Origin of the sequence: Micrococcus sp. R8502A1, assembly GCF_006704135.1 — a bacterium.
In the GTDB taxonomy this organism is placed as follows: Bacteria; Actinomycetota; Actinomycetes; order Actinomycetales; family Micrococcaceae; genus Micrococcus; species Micrococcus luteus.
On sequence record NZ_VIGS01000002.1, the window covers coordinates 1 to 19,254 of the forward strand.

General features: G+C 64.2%; 13 protein-coding genes and 2 pseudogenes. All 15 read right to left on the bottom strand.

Going from position 1 to position 19,254, the window contains the following annotated elements; all coding sequences use genetic code 11:
• Positions 1-128 precede the first annotated feature (128 nt).
• The 15 genes and pseudogenes from FLM69_RS00630 to FLM69_RS00700 all read right to left on the bottom strand — a co-directional run bounded on the left by FLM69_RS00630 (position 129) and on the right by FLM69_RS00700 (position 19,231).
• On the bottom strand, positions 129-428 hold the full coding sequence (locus FLM69_RS00630; protein WP_181743452.1) for a transposase: 300 nt from the start codon (positions 426-428) through the stop codon (positions 129-131).
• A gap of 45 nt (positions 429-473) precedes the next feature.
• A complete protein-coding gene (locus FLM69_RS00635) occupies positions 474-2,009 on the bottom strand; it encodes a UvrD-helicase domain-containing protein (RefSeq protein ID WP_181743453.1) in 1,536 nt (511 codons plus the stop codon).
• Positions 2,010-2,016: 7 nt separating this feature from the next.
• Entirely contained in the window at positions 2,017-3,858 is a 1,842-nt protein-coding gene (locus FLM69_RS00640; RefSeq protein WP_141842657.1) for an ATP-dependent endonuclease, read from the bottom strand.
• 11 nt (positions 3,859-3,869) lie between these two features.
• Entirely contained in the window at positions 3,870-7,268 is a 3,399-nt protein-coding gene (locus tag FLM69_RS00645) for a Swt1 family HEPN domain-containing protein (RefSeq protein WP_141842659.1), read from the bottom strand.
• Between the two features lie 64 nt (positions 7,269-7,332).
• Positions 7,333-8,268: a YhcG family protein gene (locus FLM69_RS00650; protein WP_141842661.1), complete on the bottom strand. Its 936-nt coding sequence runs from the start codon at positions 8,266-8,268 to the stop codon at positions 7,333-7,335.
• A gap of 3 nt (positions 8,269-8,271) precedes the next feature.
• On the bottom strand, positions 8,272-11,109 hold the full coding sequence (locus tag FLM69_RS00655; protein WP_141842663.1) for a DUF1156 domain-containing protein: 2,838 nt from the start codon (positions 11,107-11,109) through the stop codon (positions 8,272-8,274).
• The gene (locus FLM69_RS00660) at positions 11,106-14,675 is read right to left on the bottom strand and encodes a helicase-related protein (RefSeq protein ID WP_141842665.1); all 3,570 of its coding nucleotides are present in this window, start codon (positions 14,673-14,675) and stop codon (positions 11,106-11,108) included. Before FLM69_RS00660 ends, FLM69_RS00655 begins: the two co-directional genes overlap by 4 nt.
• Positions 14,676-14,764: 89 nt before the next feature.
• On the bottom strand, positions 14,765-14,965 hold the full coding sequence (locus FLM69_RS00665; RefSeq protein WP_141842667.1) for a helix-turn-helix domain-containing protein: 201 nt from the start codon (positions 14,963-14,965) through the stop codon (positions 14,765-14,767).
• A 138-nt stretch (positions 14,966-15,103) separates the two neighbouring features.
• Positions 15,104-15,307 (bottom strand): annotated as a pseudogene (locus FLM69_RS00670) (integrase core domain-containing protein); the annotation flags it as partial.
• A gap of 29 nt (positions 15,308-15,336) precedes the next feature.
• The gene (locus tag FLM69_RS00675; protein ID WP_370510492.1) at positions 15,337-15,492 is read right to left on the bottom strand and encodes a hypothetical protein; all 156 of its coding nucleotides are present in this window, start codon (positions 15,490-15,492) and stop codon (positions 15,337-15,339) included.
• 44 nt (positions 15,493-15,536) lie between these two features.
• Positions 15,537-15,830: pseudogene (locus tag FLM69_RS00680) on the bottom strand (IS3 family transposase); the annotation flags it as partial.
• Between the two features lie 4 nt (positions 15,831-15,834).
• Positions 15,835-17,037 (bottom strand): IS30 family transposase, encoded by a 1,203-nt coding sequence (locus tag FLM69_RS00685; protein WP_141842671.1) that lies wholly within the window; start codon positions 17,035-17,037, stop codon positions 15,835-15,837.
• A gap of 89 nt (positions 17,038-17,126) precedes the next feature.
• Entirely contained in the window at positions 17,127-17,873 is a 747-nt protein-coding gene (locus FLM69_RS11700) for a DDE-type integrase/transposase/recombinase (protein ID WP_141842673.1), read from the bottom strand.
• 70 nt (positions 17,874-17,943) lie between these two features.
• A complete protein-coding gene (locus tag FLM69_RS00695) occupies positions 17,944-18,258 on the bottom strand; it encodes a transposase (RefSeq protein WP_141842676.1) in 315 nt (104 codons plus the stop codon).
• On the bottom strand, positions 18,227-19,231 hold the full coding sequence (locus FLM69_RS00700) for an NAD(P)/FAD-dependent oxidoreductase (RefSeq protein ID WP_017489778.1): 1,005 nt from the start codon (positions 19,229-19,231) through the stop codon (positions 18,227-18,229). Before FLM69_RS00700 ends, FLM69_RS00695 begins: the two co-directional genes overlap by 32 nt.
• Between the last annotated feature and the right edge of the window lie 23 nt (positions 19,232-19,254).

The window sequence follows — 19,254 nt, forward strand, 5'->3', positions numbered from 1 at the left end:
GGACCATTCCCGCTCGCTGACAGGTTCGGCCAGCCACTGGTAGTAGGCCTGACGGGAGAACCCGAGGACCCGGCAGGAGAGTTTCACGGGAATCCCGTCGCGGGCCAGGTCCTTCACGACGGGATAGCTCATTTTGGGGACTGACCCAATTTCAGGTTCGCCTGGGACAGATACGCGGCCGCACGCCGTAGGACCTCGTTCTCCATCTCAAATTCACGGTTGCGGCGCTTGAGAGCCTTCAGCTCCTCGTTCTCAGCCTTGGTGACGCCGGGCCGGATCCCGGCCTCGACATCATCCTGGGCCAGCCAGCGCCGTAGGCAGGACTCGGCGATGCCGAAGTCCTTCGCGACCTGCGCGATCGGCATCTGGCCCTTGCGGGCGATCGCGACCACGTCCTGGCGGAACTCTCGGGGGTATGCAGCGGGCATGGGGTCATCCTTCCAGCAGTCCATCCCGGGACCACAGATCAGATGTCAACCAAACTCACGGCAGACCCGAAGGCGCTCGGCTTCGACACCGGAAGTGTCCGACAGCCGACCGCACGCGACCTTGGCCCGTGTGATCGCGACATAAATGATGCTGTGCTCCTCATCGAGTTCACGCAGTCCCGAGGCAAGCGTGGTGACCTGCGCACGCGATAACACAACACCGACCCGATCCCACTCACGCCCCTTGGCCTGGAAGATTGTAAGACCGGGAACTACAGTCGGCTGGTTCAAACGGGCAGCGAGCCGAGCCAATTGAGCTTCAGCTGCGGCTTCCTTCTCGTCTGATAGCCGATTCGGCCGGCGGGCACCCAACGCCTTGATCGCCTCACGAAGTTCGTCGAGCACGGCAGCCGCCGATCTGCCTTCACGTAGGCCAACGACCAGGGGCGCGAAGACCTCCTCCTGCTGCGCAAAGAACCGGTCACGATCGAGTCCGAGCTTCGTGATCGCACCCTCGCGGCCATAGGACTGAGTCCCCAGACGTGATCGCGTGACCACATCGAGCAGGAGATTTAGAGCCGCATCTGTTGCGTTGTTCACGGTGTGAAAGGAGAGCGGGAGGATGTTGTCTCCAACAGACCACAGCTGTGTCCAGTTCCGCGCGAGCGCGACGTCGATCTGTGAGCTGTCGACCTCAGGCAGTGTCGCTCCGACTCCGGCTCGCAGGTCGACCGCGAGTTGCGGCATCTGGTCGCCGTGAAATCGGAATGACTCCGGCTGCTCGTATGCTTTGAACGGCTCGGAGGTGCCGCTCAGCAGCTTCTCGACGACCTCTGGTTTTGCGCCCCGCCATTTGTAGAGTGCCTGCCACGGGTCCCCGATGAGAGTCACCGACAGGCCAGCTTCCGCTGCAAGGTACGCGACATAGAGGTCGAGGTCATCGGCGTCGTACACCTCGTCAATCACCAGCGCGCGATAGCTCCCCGACAGCCAGTCCGCTGCCACACGCTGAATGTCGTCGAGTTGCAAGGCAGACCGCAGGATGCTGCGAACGTCGTCGTGGCTGACCACGCCAGTGTCGAGCACAGCTCGATGATCGGCCACACCGCCGATCCCTGGGCCGGGCTTTGCGACTTTACGGCCGTTTGAGACGACATGTCCGTTCGCGTTAAGGCTGGCGAACCGCTCGTAGCTGGTGATCGGCAAGAACCTGTAACCCTTGAAGCCACGGTAGTCATCGCGGACATCGAGCGCAGTGATTCCGTTTGGCCAGGTGAGCTTGCCGAGGCGGAGAAGTCGGGTCAGCAGGTCTATGTGGAGGTGATCGAAGGTCGCGACTCGATGCGCGGGTCTGATGCAGTTTTCGCCCCAGCGTGCGTGAATCCGACGACGCAGTTCTGCCGCAGCCGCGCGGTTGAAGGTCAGGCCAAGAACACCACGAGTATCACCGCGTTGATAGCGAAGATACCCATACCGCTCGGCCGCTATCGTCGTCTTGCCACTGCCAGGTGCGGACACGATGTTGACGAGGCGGTCTGGCGCCGCTGCGGCGAGTGCCTGCGCATTGGTAAGTTGCACCATCGAGGACTCAGTCGGTGTCGTCCGCAGGAGTTGATCCCGGCTCCGGGCCGCCATAGAGCCACCCGAACATCTCGGCGATGTGCGCAGGCAACACGACCGCGCCAAGGCTCTTGTCGAGTTCCAGCGCGAGGGCGAGGGCGAACTTGCCCTTGTGTCGTGGGTGGCGCACGAAGAACTGGTCAACAGCGTCGGCGGTGACGGGGTCGGGCGGAGTGAGATTGCACCTAATGAATGCTCGTTCGATGAGTTGTTCGTTCCCGTCGACGAGTGATGGTTCGAGTGTGGGCTTCGACCAGAAGAAGCGTGCGGAGCTTCCATCAAGCTCTGAGTGCCATTTGGGTGGCTGAGGATCGGGAAGCGGCGTGCCACGCAGGTCCGTATCGGCGACAGCGGCAACGCGGGTGACGAGTTCGTGACCTGGCGTGGCAATGAGGCGGATCGGCCACTGCCCGACCTTGTGGCCGACAGGAAGAATCGAAAGTGCGTCGATGAAGCCGATCCGGGTGGCGTCGTCTCCCGCCCACGCACGGCCGAGCAACCGCAGCAGGCTGGCTTCTGTCACGCCTTCAACCACGAGGACTCTGTCTGCGAACAGCCCCGCTGACCGCGTCGCGTCGAGGTGTAGTCGAGTCTGTTGGAACAGGCTGTTCTTGAGCGCATCCTTCACCGGGAGGTCGGCGACGCGCCGTGAGAGTGTGCGGTTCTCGGCGTCCTTTCGTACAACGATGAGTTCCTCGGGATCACAGGCGGCCGCGAGATCGGCGGAGTGCGTGGTCACGATGACCTGGATGTCTGGGCGATCGTCGACCAGCCGGCGAAGATAGCGGATGAGTCCGTATTGAAGCTGCGGGTGGAGATGCGCCTCCGGTTCCTCGATCAGAACTGTCGCGTGGAAGAGTTCTGGGTAGAAGGAGTCTGCGTCAGCATCAGCGGCCTCTGCTGTCTGGGCAAGCCTCTCCCTCGCGGCATCGGCAAGTTCGTCGTTGCTCGCCTCCGACGAACTCGCATCTTCCTCGGCCCTCTCCTTCGCTTCGTCGGGCAGCGGTGTGCTCCCTGCGTCGGGGATGCCGGCGAGAGTCACAGCGATGTGGAGCAGATTGACGTACCCCAGACTCGACACCTGCAAGCGTCGGGCCTCGCCACGGTCTGGGAGCAGGCCCACAAGCATCTCGAACACTCGGGCCAAGTAGGTGTCATCAACCGTCTGGGTGCCCACGAACGCATGATGTTCCTGAACCCCGCCGCTGATGATGCGAAGGTTCTCTGCGATGCGGTCCTCGACGTTCCCGACAAGCTTGTGCTTGATGAGGGAGCTGAGCATCCTTTCGGCCTGCGCACGCAAGGAGCGGAGCCCGCCGGTCTCAGGGTGTCTCCGTTCGTCGGCGCGGAGCAGTTCAAGGAGGATGCGCGCGTCGCGGCGTGAGAGATCATCGACCGGGTTCCGCAACGCCGGAAGATGGACGAGTCGAACGCTGTCGTACTCAGACGTGGGCTCAACGGGTCGTCCAGCTCGGACCTGCCCAAGCGAGCGTTCCAACGGACGGCCCCACTTCGGAGCGCCGAGACCTTGCCTCTTCCGGTACTTGCCGAGCGCACCTTCGCGGCTCGCATCCGCCTCGAACTCATACTCCACGCGAACCGCCCGCGGCGTGGCACCCAACGCTGTTGCGTCTATCGGCGCGAGCCGAGGAAAACTACGTGGGTGCGCCAACGCGATCGCCTCGTTGATCGTCGTCTTCCCTGAGCCGTTCGCTCCAAGGATCAGCGAGAAACGTCCGCTCAGCTCGCAAACGATCGGTGAGTTCGCGGAGGCGCGGTATCCCTCGACTTCAAGGCGTTTCAGATACATGCTCGGGCGGCTCAGCTCTTCTCGAAGCCGGAGCTGGGATCGAACTTGAGCACGCGCGCGTTCTCGCTGATCGTTCTGATCTCTGCCTCATCGAAGCCCTCGGGCTTAGTCGCTTGGATGTCGATTGTGATCTCCAACCGTGCTCCCGCCCCGGAGAGCCGGTCGATGACCTCGCGTGTGACGTTGCCGATGTCGCGGGAGTACCGGTCGGGGTCGATCTTCACCGAACCGAAGAAACGAGCGAGCGCAGCTTCGAGCGCAGACTCAGCCGGCGACAGCGCGTCAGCGTCGGATGTCGGTTGCTGACCTCCAGTCCATGCGAAGTCCACCGGGCCGACGCCCTCGGCACCGTCTTCTGTCTGCCGGGCTGCGGCTTCTCGGGCTGCTGCGCGGTCAGAATCGACCTGTTCCTGGGCCTTGTCGGCGTTGATGAGCAGGGTGCTGTTCGTGACCTGGATGCTTGAGTTCGGATCGGGCGGCACGACGAGCCCGCGGTAGCGGCCAGTGTCGGTGTCCTTGCCTGCCGCGATGCCGAAGCGCTCGCTGTCGACGAGGACAGTGGTCAACGCTTGCCGAATCGCAACGTCGAGCACCTCGCGCCGGACGAGACGAGGCAGGTAGGTGTAGCGGGTGAAGTATCCCCACAGCACACCAACGCTGATCTCACCTGCGTCACTCCAGAGTGCGCCGAGTTCGTTGTGCAGGGTGGCGCCGAGGATCGGCGCACCGAAGTCGGTGACAAGCTGGTCTTCGCGCCCCAGTTTGGTGCCGACCCGTTCCGCGAGGGATCGCCCGCCGGAGTCGGGCACTCGGTCAGCGATCAACTCAAAGGGCCTGGTCGGATCGAACTGCTCGGGGTAGACGGCCCAGACGAAGGTGTCGCGGATTCGGTCTGAGACGGTCTGGTCAAGCCGTCCCACCCAGTCGTCGGTCTGCTTGCGCTGCTGCGCCGAGAGGTTGAGGCTGTCGCTGGTTGCCTGCACGCGCTTCCAACCGAGGTAGCTGCGAGTGGCGGCTTCGAGGCTTTCCAGTTCGCTCTTGTCGGCGAGCAGGAAGATCAGCGTGTTGCGGTGGATGCGCTGGCTCGCGCCCTTGCTCTCGATAGCGTCGCGGACCCAGGCATGCGCCGCGGAGTCGGCTCCGTCCTGCTTGCGGCGGGCATGCCGCGGGTGAGCGATCACTAGGCGCGTGCCCTCTAGATCGGGAATGTCGGCTGAGGACGACGGGGCGATGTGTACGCGGTCGAACACGCCGCGCGCCTTCTCTTCGCTTTGGAGGCGGCGGCTGATCTCGTTCCACACCGTCTCGACATCCTCGCGGAGTCGCTCGGCATAGTCGTTCGCGGTCTTCGTGACCGAGGGTTGGGTGTCGAACCAGTAGTGGCCCTGCTCTTCGTAGAAGTACGTCGAGCGCTGCGCCAGCAACTCAACGGCGCTGCCGAAGTTCCCGAGTGTGTCGCCAGGGATCGCGGTGCCGAGCCAGAGGTACTGCTTGTCGAGTCCCTTGCGGCTGCTCTTGATCCTGGGGGCGGCGCCCATGAAGATCGAGCGGGCAATGCGCTGGGTGACGAACCGCTGACCAAGGTTGGGGCGGTCGAGGTCGATCTGCTGCGCGGTCGATCCGGGGCCGTCGATGTCGGAGTCGATGATCGGCTTCCACTGATCTTCGAGGTACTGGGTCAGGTCCGTGTTCACTGTCGTTGCATCCAGCGGCACGTTGCCGGGCAGGATCAGCGGCGAGGTGTCGTTGGACGCCCACAGCTCGTGCACGATCGACGAGACGAGCTTCAGCACACCGCGGGTGCGCTGGAACCGCTCCAGGGTCGACCAGTCCTCATACAGCCGGTCAAGGAGCTCGGGGTGCAGCGGGTAGGAGGCGCGGATGCGCTTCTCGTAGTCATCGTTCGGTGAGGCAACGTCCCGGGGGAACAGTGCGGTGTTGTTCCGGTATAGGTTCGCGAAGCTTCGCGCCACCGCCGAGATGGTGGTGAGCCCCTCGGCGTTCGGTGCCTGGAACAGGCGACGGCGCACGATCTCGAACGACTCGTCCTTGCTCGACGGGCGCCACTGGTCCGCGACACGACGGATCACGTTCTGAAGACGCTCCAGCGCCAGCTGACCGTTCGCGCCACCGATCTCGATGTCGCTACCGCGGCCCTCGGTGCCGGTATCGGATGCCGGGATCGACACCACGAGCATCACGCCGGGCACGGAACGCACGATCTCGGTCAGGGACTGGGCGAAGGTGAACTGGGTCTCGAACGAGCCCGACGGGAGTTCCTTGTCGGTGACGAGCTGCCGCGCGTAGGCCACCCACTCGTCGATCAAGATCAGCGACGGCGAGTACCGCACGATCAACGTGCGGAGCGCCTCGCCGGGGTTGGTTCCGGCGCGGTCGTCCTCGGCGATCAGGTCGTAGGCTTCGCGGCCGCCCAACTGCCAGGCGAGTTCGCCCCACAGGGTCCGGACCTCGGTGCCGTCATCCTTGATAAGCGGAGAGCCGGCCTTCAGATAGGTGCCGACCAGCGCGACCCGCTTGACGTCGAGCGTGCCAAGGTCGGGGTTGCCGTTCGCTGCGATCAGTTCTTGGAGTTCCTGCGGGAAGTCCTTCGCGGGTGTGCCGCTGAACAGATGATACAGCGCCAACATGGAGTGGGTCTTGCCGCCACCGAAGTTGGTCTGAAGGTTCACCACCGGGCTCGCGCCAGCCTCACCGTTCACCCGTCGCAGCGCGCGCGAGAGCAGATCGCGCAGACCCTCGGTGAGGTAGGTCCGGGTGAAGAACTCGACCGGGTCGCCATACTCGGGGCTGGTCGCCTGCTCGGTGTGGACCAGGTGCAGGTCGGCGGCGAACTCCGAGGCAGTGAATGCGCCGCGGGCCACGTCGTCGTGGGGGCGGATCACTTCACGCCAGGGCCGAAGCCCGGAACCGGGATCGAGGGACACCCTGGTGCGCTTGACTTGCTTGCGGGTCTGGTCCTCGAAAACGGTGCGCTGCAGATCGACACGGAGCTTCCGTACGTCCTCGGCGGAATCGACCGCGCCAACGGCGTGGAGCAGCCGCTCAATCGTGTCCAACGCGCGAGCGGCGTCATCGGAGCTGAACGGTTCGTTGTGCGCCCACAGGTTCCGGGTCTCCCGCAGCTCCGATGCGAAGCCCTGCTGTGCACGGGAGAGCACGTCCTTGAATTGGTAGCCCTGCTCAGTGATGGCACGGAGCTGCACCTGAACGTCGTGCTTCGTCATCGTGCGCAGCGGCCCACCCCGGCGCTGGGCATCTTCCTTCGCCCACGCGGCAGGCCAGTCAGTGGTCTTGTAGGCGCGCGTCATGACCTCATCGACCTCATCGAGCAGCCCTTCGGAGAGCAGGTCAAACGCCTTGCCCACTCGATCTCGGTTGTTCATCGCCATCGCTGTCTCCTATGACCTGCTACCTACGACCGTCGTAAGCATTCCCCACGACGGCCAATCCCTGCTACTCATCACTGTCGTCGTCTCCGCCTGCTGCGAGCTGTCTACGAGCGAGCCGCTCCTGGGCCTCTCGGTAGATTTCCCTGATCTTGGCCTCAAGCTCGGCCTTTGGGGGCAGTGCCGTCCAGTACTCCGCGACGACAATCCCGTCCTTGTGCATCTCCAGCAGCTCGATCTGGTCCCGGCTCGCCTCGGTACACAGGATCAGACCGATCGGTGGGTTCTCATCCGCCTGACGCTCGTGCCGATCCAGCCACTTGAGATAGAAGTTCATCTGCCCCTGGTAGCTCGGCTTGAACTTGCCGACCTTCAACTCCACGGCGATCAACCGGCGCAGCGGGCGCGAGTAGAACAGCAAGTCGAGGTAGTAGTCATCGCCGTCGAACGTCATGCGCTTTTGACGCTCGACGAACGCCCACCCGCGCCCCACCTCTAGCAGGAAGGACTCCATGTCACGGCGGAGCGCGGCTTCGAGGTCCCGCTCCAAGAAGGTGTCGGCAAGCCCCAGCATGTCCAACAGCATCGGATCACGGAAGGCATCGAGTGGTACCGCCGATCCCTCTGGAATCTGCGAGTCAGCGATCTCCCGGCGCTCGAAGGCCTTGCGCTCGATGGCCCGGCGCAGATCACGAACGCCGAGGCGGCGTTCGATGGTCTCCCTCACATAGAAGACTCTGGCGTCGTCGGTTGCGAGTGGGAGTAGTTCGCGGAAGTGTGTCCAACTAACTTGTTGCGCCAGTGACGCAACAAGTCCGGGATCGGTGAACTGCTGGGAGAAGCGGACCATCCGGTACAGGTTTGTCCGGTCGTAGCCTCGCCCATAGCGGGCGGTCAGTTGTTGCGCCAGTGACGCAACAAGTTCATGGTCATGTCCGGCGCGTCCTTCTCGCAGCACGGCCACCGTGGCACCAATCTGGGCCTCGTCCGGGTTCCGAGCCATGACCTAATCCTCGTCCTCATCGAAGTCGAACTCCTGCTGCGACGAACGCGGTGTCGAGGCGAACTTGCGCGCCTGCTCGTTCACGTCGCCCCAGGCGCTCACCAGGCCGTTGAAGAGGATCGCGTCCTTCGTGTCCTTCTTCTTCTCTGCCTCGTGGAACAGCAGGAAGCCCAGTTCCTTCACCGCATCCAGGTTCACACGCGTCTGCACCAACGGCAGCAGCTCCGCCACCTTGTCGACACCGTCCTTCGCCATCATTGCAGCCAATCGAACCGCAGCCTCCCAGACGCTGACTCGTTCGTCGGCTGACGCGTCCCATTCACCGTCCAGTTGAGATGGCGAAAGCAAACGAGCTTTTCCGCCCTTTGCTTCGAAAATCCCGCCGCGTTCCAAAGCTCCAATCGAGGTATCGGATGATCGCGCGAGTTGATCCGCGATTCCGGAGTTCTCCTCGCGCCACCCGTACTGGCGGTACCATTTCACAGCGAATCGGGTATCTGGATCGAAGTCGGACTCCTGCTCGCCGATCACCTCGTCAAGGGTTGAGTTGATGAGAAGAAGCGCATCCTTCACGCTCATGTCCGAACCGTCCGCCTCGCGGACCCGCGAGTAGCGGGAGAACACTGCGATTCCGGGGCCAATCGCTGCCTGGGCGAGGTCGACAGGTGCGATCGAACCCTGAATGAGCTTTCGAAGGGCTTCGGGCAGCTCAGACTTGAGGGCAGCAACGAACGCCCGGCGCGTCGTCGCCTGCGCGCTTGTGGGTCGCGGCCGACAGGCGAGAACGATGGAGGAGGCAAGAGCGTTCGTCCCCACGCTGAGCATTCGGCCACCGCGCTCACTCCGCATGGGCCACGTCGCAGTGATCTCCCAACCACCATCAATGAGTCCGTCTAGCAGTGTGTGCCACCCGGTCGATGAAGTACCGGCATCACGCGTGTCCTGCTGCTTGTACGCGTAGTAGACCGTCATGGGAACGGCCTGGTTTGCATCTTTACGAATCCTGCGGAACACCGAGTTGAACCCATTGATGAACCGGGTCTCAGCGCCACTCTTACCGCCATGACGATGCGGATTCGCCACCAGTTCTTCGGTCTTCGGCGTAAGCATTGTTCCGACCGTCTCAGCATGCACATCCTGCAAGGAACGACGTAGCCAGACGTAGAAGTAGTCCGAGAGATCGGAATAGCCGATGTTGTCGTAGTAGGGCGGATCGGTGGAGACAACGAACCCCGAGTAGTCACGAGCCATCGCGTTTTCCTGCGTCGCAGTTCCCCCCGGTTCCCCGGGGAGTCGGCGTAGCACCCGCGCGATCCAGTCTGTCTGTCCTGCGAAGTTGCCAGAGGAATCGGAGAGTGGGTTCACCTCGATGTAATCCCAAACCATCGGTATTGCCTGCCTTGCGAAGACCCCACGTGTCCCCTCACGGGCGACGTTCCAACCCGTGAAAGATGAGTTGTAGTCGGTCATTCTGCTGACTGCGAGGCCGAGGTAGGTGGCGACGGCGTCGGCATAGGCTTCAGCACCGGTGCCTCCGAGCTCGAGTGAGTCCCCATGAGGAAGGCCAGCGTCAATCGCATCCTGGAGAACCCTCGTTCGCGCCTCGCCGACGAGGTCACTGAAGGTGACAAGCGCAGTTAACTGCCGATTGGTGAACAGATCCGACCATTCTTCGAATCCGTAGATGCGAATGGTCTGTGGATTTGCGGGCTGTAGTCCGTGAGGTGGCAACGACCCCATAGGAGCAGACTCTGGGCGCGGGACGCGTGCAGCCGCTTCATGTGCCGCAGGTGGAGTGAGGTACTGGCGACCACGGTGCCCCTCAGCGACCACCGCGATCAGATGGGCTCCCAAGCGGCCGTCTCGTGCCTCTGCCCGAACGTACTTGAGCTCGATCGGTGCGCCGTCATCGATGGCCACCGCGCCTCGTCGGCCAACTGTGCCGTCGTCTTGCCCCGTGGGTCCGCAGTTGTCATTCCGCACCTCGTAACGGACGTGACCGTCGACGATCTTTGCGTGGACCCATGCCTCCTTACCCTTCTTCTTGCTTAGCCACCACGAGCGCACGAGCGGCACCTCTATTTGGTTAGCCGGGTTGGGGCTCCTGACTGTACGCGCCCAGACCCACGCAATTACTGAATGCTCCGTGCCGTCCGGGGCCTCGACCCTGGGGTACAGGTGTCCGATGCGCTCGCGCGCCTGATCCCGCATCCACTCGCCATAGGACTGGACGTCTTCGGCCAGGCCTTCAGCCTGCCCCCAGCCGTTGCGGGTTTCGGCAACGCCCGGAAACACAGGCGCGCGGTTGGCGAACCTGGGCGGAATCTCAATGAGTGCCTTGTTGATGAGCACGGCGAGCGGGTTCAAGTCACTGGCGTTGGCTCCTAGGCCAAGCCGTTGCGCCTCAAGCGGGATTGCCCCTCCTCCCGCAAAGGGATCGAGCACGGCAGGAAGCTCGCCGTTGTTGCTCCTACGGATTTCGTCACGAGCTCGCCTAAGCAGTGTCTCGTCGTTGCTGTTCTCCCACACGACAAGCTTCTCGATCAGTGCATGAAGGCGAGCGCGCTCGGCGTCCTGCGCTTCGATCGTGGGGAACTCTTCGGGTCGTGACGAGGGATCATCGACGAGCTGCGCGAACAGGACCGCTCGTGCTGCGGCGAGTGGTCGGCGTGCCCAGTACAGGTGCAAGGTTGAGGGATGGCCGTGACGGATCGACTTTTCACGGGATGCCTCGGCGTTGATCGCTTCGAGCGGCAGCGAGACTTCGATGAGTTTCTTCTTCGGTGCGGTCACGGTGCTTCTCTCGCTGGCGTTGGGCTGGTTGTCGGTGGTGTGGGTCATCGCGGTGGTCCTCCGCGTTCCCAGTAGTCGCGCCAGACCTCGTTGTAGGAACGGGTGGTCGCGGATGGTTCGAGGTGGGCGAAGGCATCGCTCACGTAGCGCAGCTGATCGTGGTCTGCGCCGCTGGTCGATACTTCGACTAGGGCCAGCCGGTGCCTTTCTCCCTGGGTCTGGGCGAAGGTGATCTCGTTCGTGGTGATCGTGAAGGTGTCCGAGCCCTCGATCCGGCCTTTGACCTCGATGAAGTGGACGAAGCCTTGGCTGTCGGTGGACTGGATGTCGTAGCCGGGGTTGTTGCGTGGCATCTCGACCGGCTCGCGTCTCAGTGCGCGCTCAGCAGCGAGCACGGCGTCGACGGCGCGGCGTTCGACTTCCTCGGTCTGCCGCGCGAAGGTCTGCGGCTCGGGGGCTTCGTCGGTGGTGAGGAGGTCGCTGGGGATGACGAGTGCTGCGCCACGGATCACGGCGGGTACGGCGACGAGGTTGGTTGCCTCGTCGAGTTGTTCGAGCCGGTGGTTCAGGCGTTCGTCGAGCTGGCGTGCGCGGACGATTGCGGTCTCGGCGCGGAGTCTGCCGACGGTTCCTGCGCGTTCGAGTGCTTCGAGGCGGTTGTGCTCGCGGTCCCAGTGGTTGATCTCGGCCAGCAGCCGATCCTTGACCTGTGCTCGGGTTCGCGCGGTTTCGATGTCGAGGCGGGTCTTGATCTCGTCCATGCGGGGCTGGAGCCCTTCACGGTAGGCCCAGGCGCGCACGAGTTTCTCGTGGTTCTGCCGCGCCCAGTCACTGCTGACGATCTTGGTGATGGCTTCGGTTTCGGCGGGTTCAGGTCGGTCGTAGTCGAGGTAAGGCGGGGCTGCGGAGACGGTGACGGTGCCGTCTTGTTCGAGGAGCGGGTAGTCGAAGTGGTGGGAGACGGTGTCGGCATCGGCCGCGGTGTTCTCGATGCGCTGCTCGACGCTGAACATCAGCATCGGCGCGTCAGTCTGCTTGGTGCGGCGGTCAACGAGCACGGTGCCTTGCTTGAGGGTGGGGCCGAGGTCGTCGATGGTGGCTTCGATCACGGCGTGCAGCAGCGGGTGCCCGGGGGCGATGAGGGATGCGTCGGCGAGTCCGTCGGGGTGCATGCGGCCGAGCTCGAAGGTGATGCGCTCGTACTGTTCAGCGACGGGTGCCCAGCGGTTGAGGCGACGCGCGGCGTCAATGACACGTGCGGGAACACGGGTGATTTCGTAGCGGCCTTTCTCGCGCTTGCGGATGCGTCCGCCGAGACGCTCGAAGGCTGGGATGAAGAACGCAGCGATGTAGCCCGGCTGGAGCCTGCGTTCGCGGGCCTTCTCCATCCGTGCTCGGACTTCGTCGAGATTGAGCGCGCTGAACATCTCGGGGTGCAGCGCACGTTCGGCGAGCATCTCATCGAGCCCGTGCGAGACACCCGCGTCGATGATGTGGTCGAGTTTGGCTTTGACCTGCGGCTGGTCGCCGTAGCGGATCGCCTCGATCAGCAGGTCACGCAGTGAGCGCTCTTGGAAGGCGTCGGCGTCGCCGAGCACGTTGAACAGGTTGCCGTTGTAGGCGATCGACATCTGGTCGATCTTCGCCAGCAGCCGGGTGAACACGTCGCCCTCGCGGGTGTCTCGGGCGACCATGTTCCACAGGTGGCACACTTCGCGCTGGCCGATGCGGTGGATACGACCGAAGCGCTGCTCGATGCGGTTCGGGTTCCACGGCAGGTCGTAGTTCACCATCAGGTGCGCGCGCTGAAGGTTCAAACCCTCACCGGCGGCGTCGGTGGCGAGCAGGACCACCGTGTCGGGGTTGTGGGTGAAGCGTTCGCGGGCGAGCTTGCGATCTTCGCGGCGGGTGCCGCCGTGAATCGTGATGACCGATTCCGCGCGGCCGAACTGAGCGGTAATCTTGGTTTGCAGGTAGTCGAGTGTGTCGCGGTGCTCGGTGAAGATGATGATCTTGCGCGCGTCGCCGGAACCGTCGTGGGTCAGGAGCTGCTCGTCGAGGATGGTGCGCAGCTGCACCCACTTCTTGTCGTCGTCCTGCAACCGGACGCGGCGGGCGACCCTGATGAGGTCTTCGAGGATCGCGATCTCTGCCCGCAGCTCGGGAATCGTCTGCGCAGCGGTCGCGAGATCAACGACTTGGTCGGCTTGCTCCTCGAACTGGGCGCGTTCTTCGTCGGTGGTCTCGTCGTCGAAGTCCTCGAAGTCTTCAATCGAGAACGCCGGGAGCGCCGCATCGTCAACCGGCAGCGGGGCGACAGCGCCGGTCAAGCGAGCAGTCTCGGTGACGCGCTGCATGTCGCGCAGTTTCGTATCGAGCCGCTGTTGGCGTCGTTCCAGCGAGCGCAGGATTGCTTCCGGGCTGGAGGCCAGACGCCGCTGGAGCACGGTAAGTGCGAAGCCAACGTTGTTGCCGCGCTTCTTGTCACCCGCCTGGGCGATCCGCTCGGCACGTCCCATCTCCGTGCGGACATAGTCGGTGACGAGTTCGTAGAGCTCCCGCTCGGCGGGGCTGAGTTCGTACTCGACGGTGTAAGCCTTGCGTTCAGGGAACAGTGGCTTGCCCTCGAACGTCAGGAGGTCTTCCTTCACCATCCGGCGCATCAGACCGTGGGTGTCGGTGCGGTGCACGCCTTGGCGGTACTGACCCTCGAAACGATCGCGATCCAGCAGCGACATGAACAGCTGGAAGTCCTCTTCCTTGCCCGCGTGCGGGGTCGCGGTCATCAACAGGAAGTTGTGCGCGGTCTCCGACAGCAGTCGTCCGAGCTTGAACCGCTTAGTCTCGTCGACCTCGCCCGCCCATGACGAGTAGTGCGCAGACATACGGTGCGCCTCGTCTACGACCGCGACATCCCAGGTGACCTCACCGAGTTGCTCGATCAGGTCTTCGCTGCGCGAGAGCTGATCCATGCGGGCGATCAGGAACGGGTGCTCGGTGAAGACGTTGCGGCCCTGGGCGTCATCGACCATCTGGCGGCTGAACACCTCGAAGCGCAGATCGAACTTCTGCGACAGCTCCTCGCGCCACTGCTCAACCAGACCACCAGGGGCAACGATGATCGCGCGTTCGCAGTCCGAGCGCAGGATCAACTCCTTCAGGTACAGGCCGGCCATGATCGTTTTTCCCGCGCCAGGGTCGTCAGCCAGCAGGAATCGCAGCGGGATGCGCGGCAGGAGTTCTTCGTAAACCGCGCGAATCTGGTGCGGCAGCGGGTCAACGTCGGAGCTGTTGACCGCGACCATCGGGTCGTACAGTGCCGCGTACTTGATCCGCAGCGCCTCGGCCGCGAGCCGGAACTCGTCCGGGTCTGCGTCGTAGGCCGGGGCGGAGTCGAAGTCGCCTGCGATCTCGAATCGGGCAGTGTCGGCATCGGTGATCGCGCGGGCTCCGCTGCGGCCGGAATCGTCACGGTAGAACACTTCGCACAGCCCAGCGTCGATGGGGTCGATTGCGATCAGTGTGACGGTCTGACTTGGCACAAGCCCTCGGAGGCGCTGGCCCGCACGCAGAGTGGCGAGGGTCAGTGGTTCGTCGGTTGCTGCTTCTGTCACGGGATGCCTCCTTCCGGTTTTAGGCAGTGGATCAGGATATGGGATACCACCGACAAAGTGTCAGCAGCGGCTCAAATCGAGCGGGACGATCACCCTGGCGGCGAGGGGTCAGAGCCGGCGGCCGCGCCGCCTCGACGTACCCAGTCGTCGATCTCGCTGGCCTGGAACTTCCAGAGGCGACCGACTTTGTGGGCGGGCATGGCTTTCTCAGCGATCCAGGTGTAGACGGTGTCTTTGGTGATCCCGAGGTGGGTGGCGATGTCGTCTGCGGAGAGCCACGGTTCAGCCACGTTGATCCTCCCTTGCACGGTGCGACCCCGGACGGGGCGACACCAGCAAGCCTACCGGGCCGGCTGCGGTTTGAATCGGGTTTGTGCGGGCGTGGCCGATCCGAACCGGTGTGAAGCGCCCTGGGTTTGGTTCCGAGGTCAGGACGCAACGGGCGCTGAGTCCTGATCGTGCGTGTAAGCCGCCTCAACCTCCGCGACAGTGCGGTAGCCCAGGGCCTCATGCAGGCGGGCGGTGTTCCACCAGTGCACCCACCCCATCGTGGCCAGCTCGACCGCCTCGGTCGACTCCCAGAGCCGTTCGGAGTGGATGAGCTCGGCCTTGTAGAGGCCGTTCACGCTCTGAAGCCAGGGCGTTGATGCTCCTATAGTTGTCAACTCGCAATCTCACCAATGCGAGGGTCGGTCTTCACGAGGTGGTAGACCTCACGGATCACGTACCGCTTGAGGCAGCGGATGATGTCTCGCTTGGACTTGCCCTCCGCAGTGCGTCGTGCCACGTAGGCGATCGTGGGCTCGTGGAAGCGCATCCGCACGATGGGGACTGCCGCACGTTTAGGTGACAGTTGGGGTGTCAGGCCGCGAGGCTCACGGCCGGGTTCATGATGGCCTCGTATTCGACGGGGGTCAATCGGCCCAGGCGGGCCTGTCGGCGGTGTCGGTGATACGTCCTTTCGATCCAGGTGATGATTGCGATTCGGAGCTCTTCTCGGGTCCGCCAACGCTTACGGTCCAGAACGTTCTTCTGTAGCAGCGCGAAGAAGGACTCCATGGCGGCGTTGTCTCCGGCAGCACCGACTTGGCCCATCGAGCCGATGAGGTGATGACGGTTCAGGGCGTGCACGAACTTCCGTGACCGGAACTGGGCGGGTTCAACCGGTCGTTGCAACACCGCTTGTCTCCAGGGAGCTTAGTTGCTCCGCGAAGACTTCTGCAGGGGTCTTCCACCCCAGGACTTTGCGGGGCCGATTGTTCAGCGTGTACGCGACCGCGGCGAGGTCGTCCGCAGACCAGCGCGACAAGTCAGTTCCCTTGGGAAAGTACTGCCGCAGCAGCCCGTTCATGTTCTCGTTCGTCGGCCGCTGCCACGGAGAGTGCGGGTCCGCGAAGAACACCTTCGTGCCCGTAGCCATCGTGAACTGAGCATGCCCGGCCAGCTCCTTGCCCCGGTCCCACGTCAGGCTCTGACGCAGCTGCTCCGGCACCGTCGCCATCGCCTTGATCAGGGCCGCGGTCATCGCCTCGGCCCCGTACCCGCCCAGCGAGGGCCCGTTCTTCACCGGCGGCTGCTCACCCCATCCCTGCAGGCGGGGCAAGTGGACCAGGATCGTGGCCCGGCTCTTGCGCTCGGCCAGAGTCCCGATCGCTGAACGCCCGGTCCCGATGATCAAGTCCCCTTCCCAGTGCCCGGGCACAGCACGATCAGCGGCCTCGGGTGGGCGCTTGCTGAACACCACGTCCTCGGTGACGTGGCCCTGGGGCTTGTTCCGGGAACGTGCCCGCGGCTCGCGCAGAGCCCGCCCGGTACGCAGGCACGCGACGAGCTCATGCTTGAGCGCCCCACGCCCCTGGATGAACAGCGACTGGTAGATCGCTTCGTGAGAGATCCGCATGGACTCATCATCAGGGAACTCCACGCGCAGCCGGCGGCTGATCTGCTCAGGGCTCCACGCCGTGGACCACCGCCGGTCCGCCCGGCGCGGTTTCATCTTCCGCCCCTTGAAACCGGGCCCGACCGGTCCTGGCACGGCCACGCCATCGGGGCCCAGGACCACCCCGTTCAGGCGTGCCTGGACGTAGTCATGCAGCCGCTGGTTCGTGGCCAGCTTCGCCGGCTTAGGCCGCCTGGCCGCCTCCTGAGCCTTCCACTGCGCCACCGTGGCCCGGTACTCCTTGCTCCCGGAGCGGGTGGCGCAGTTACGGCGCAGCTCGCGACTGATCGTGCCGGGATCACGTCCCAGGGCACGCCCGATCTGACGCACCCCGTGGCCCTGAGCGTGGAGGATCGCGATCTCCTCACGCTCAGCGAAGGACAGGTACCGGCCGGTGGGCTCGACCAGGGACAGTGGGGCCATGCCGCCAGCGTGACGGAACCAGCGCGCCCCGACGGGCCAGGACACGCCCACACTCAGGGACGCCTCGACCGTGGTGACACCGGTGGCGATCACACGCCAAAACTGACGTTGCACCTCTCGTGAGGGCTGCGGCCTTCCAGGAGAGCGCATGGGGGCCCGCAGAGCCCGATCTGCTCTCCACTGCCGACGCGCGCCCTCGGGCGCGTCACTGATCTTCCTTGCCCAGTCCTTGCTGGCCATCGCCCATACCTCCAGTGACTCCGGGGGTGTTGCGACGACCGATTGAATCCACCCTGGCTGCCCCTGTCACTGTGGTGCACCAGGCCATGCCGGTCGCGGCTGGCGCCGGTGGAGACCAGTGCGTGCTTAAGGGCGAGCAACGGCAGCCCCGCGGTGTGAAGGTTGTCCGAGACCGCCCATCCCACGATGCGCCGGGAGTAGACGTCGGTGATGAAAGCGACATAGCAGAACCCGCCCAGGATCCTGACGTAGGTGATGTCAGCGACCCACAGCTGGTTCGGCCGCTCGGCGGTGAAGCAGCGCTCCACGAGGTCAGGACGAGCATCCGGCTCGCCTGCCGGCCTCGTGGTGATCGGCTTGCGGCCGCGCCGAACCCCTTCCACGCCGGCGAGCTTCATCAGGCGGGCGACCTGGTCACGGCCGATCTCCCACCCGGCGCGGCGCATCGCGTGGTGCATCTTGCGGACCCCGTAGACGCCTAGTTCTCCGCGTGGATCCGGCGGAGTTCCTCCACGAGGATCCCGTCCCGCAGCGTTCTCGAAGACCTGGGTCGTGTCTTCGCGGCGCGGTAGCCGCGGGAGGTGATGAACCCACATTCCGTCGCACGCAGGGTGCGACAGATGGCCTCGACCCCGAATTGATCGCGGTGTTCGTCGATGAACCGGATCATCTCGTCGTGGGGCGGTCGAGTTCCCTGGCGAAAAAAGCCGAGGCGGCTTTGAGGATCTCGTTCGCGCGCCTGGCTTCAGCGAGCTCACGTTTGAGGCGCTTGTTTTCCTCCTGCATGCTCTCGCCGGCAGGCGCTGGTGCTATCTGGTGGCCGTGGCGGTTGCACCAGATGCGCAGCGTCTCTTCACCGACTCCGACCTGCGGGGCGATGGCTCGGATGGAGTGCGAGCGAGGCCCTCCTTGAGCGGCTTGGCGTTCCAGGACCATCCGCACAGCGCGCTCACGCAGCTCGGGGGTGTACTTCTTGGGCATGTTCCGATTCTCCTTCAGTTGGATCGGAACGAAACCCAGGGCGCTTCAAGTCGCCGGTGCGTGCGTGTCCGATGAGTGCTGACCGCTTTCTCCTGCGCAGGCGCGTCTGGTTGACGCCGGTGACCTTCCTCTGGGTGGTGAGGTAGGCGGAGGCGACGATGTCGGCAGCCTTCGCGGCATGCTCGCTCAAGAGGCTGGTGGCGCTCCGCAGAGGGCTCAGCCCGGTGCGAGGGGACTGTTCGGTCGCTGAAGTGAGCGACAGTTCGTCGTACCGGATGCTCCAGAAGACGGTGCCGTCTTCGACGAGATCGGCCAGTTTGGCGACGAACCAGGACTCGCCGATGGCCGCGGTGAGGGTCAGACCGTCCTCCAGCGCGGAACGCGCAGTAGGCTCCACGCCCCTCAGCCGGGTCTTCCCGGAGATGGCCCAGACGGAGGGTCTGCGGTATCGGACGTTCTTCCTCGGCCCCCGCAGCTCATGTAGTTCTCGACGAACGGTGGAGTCGGCACCGTCGGCACCCACGACTTGTGAGGCCGTGATGTTGGGCCTGCCGTCGATGGTGAGCCGGAGCCCGCCCGGGGTGTTCTTGATGGCGGTGACGTGGTGGCCGTTGCGGACGTCGATGCCCTGGTAGTACGCCGTGTGCTCGAGCAGGCGGTGCAGGTTCTGTCGGGGCATGATTCGAGATCCCGCGAGAGCAGGAGCCCTGAAGAGCTCTGGAATACCTCTGGTCCCGATGTCGAGCACGGGCTTGGTGAAGGGCACGCTCTCGCGGAGGACGACTCCCTCCATCCCGATCCCGTCGAGCGTGGGGAGGTCGGTCTGGGTGAAGACGATGGTGCGGGGGTCTGTCGTGCTGTGTTCCTCCTTCTCCAGGACGGTGACGGTGTGCCCGGCTTCGGTCAGTGCGAGGGCGTGGATGAGACCGGTGATGCCTCCGCCGACGATGAGGTGGAGGCAGGCCTCGTCCACGGGAGCCAGGACAGCAGGTTTTT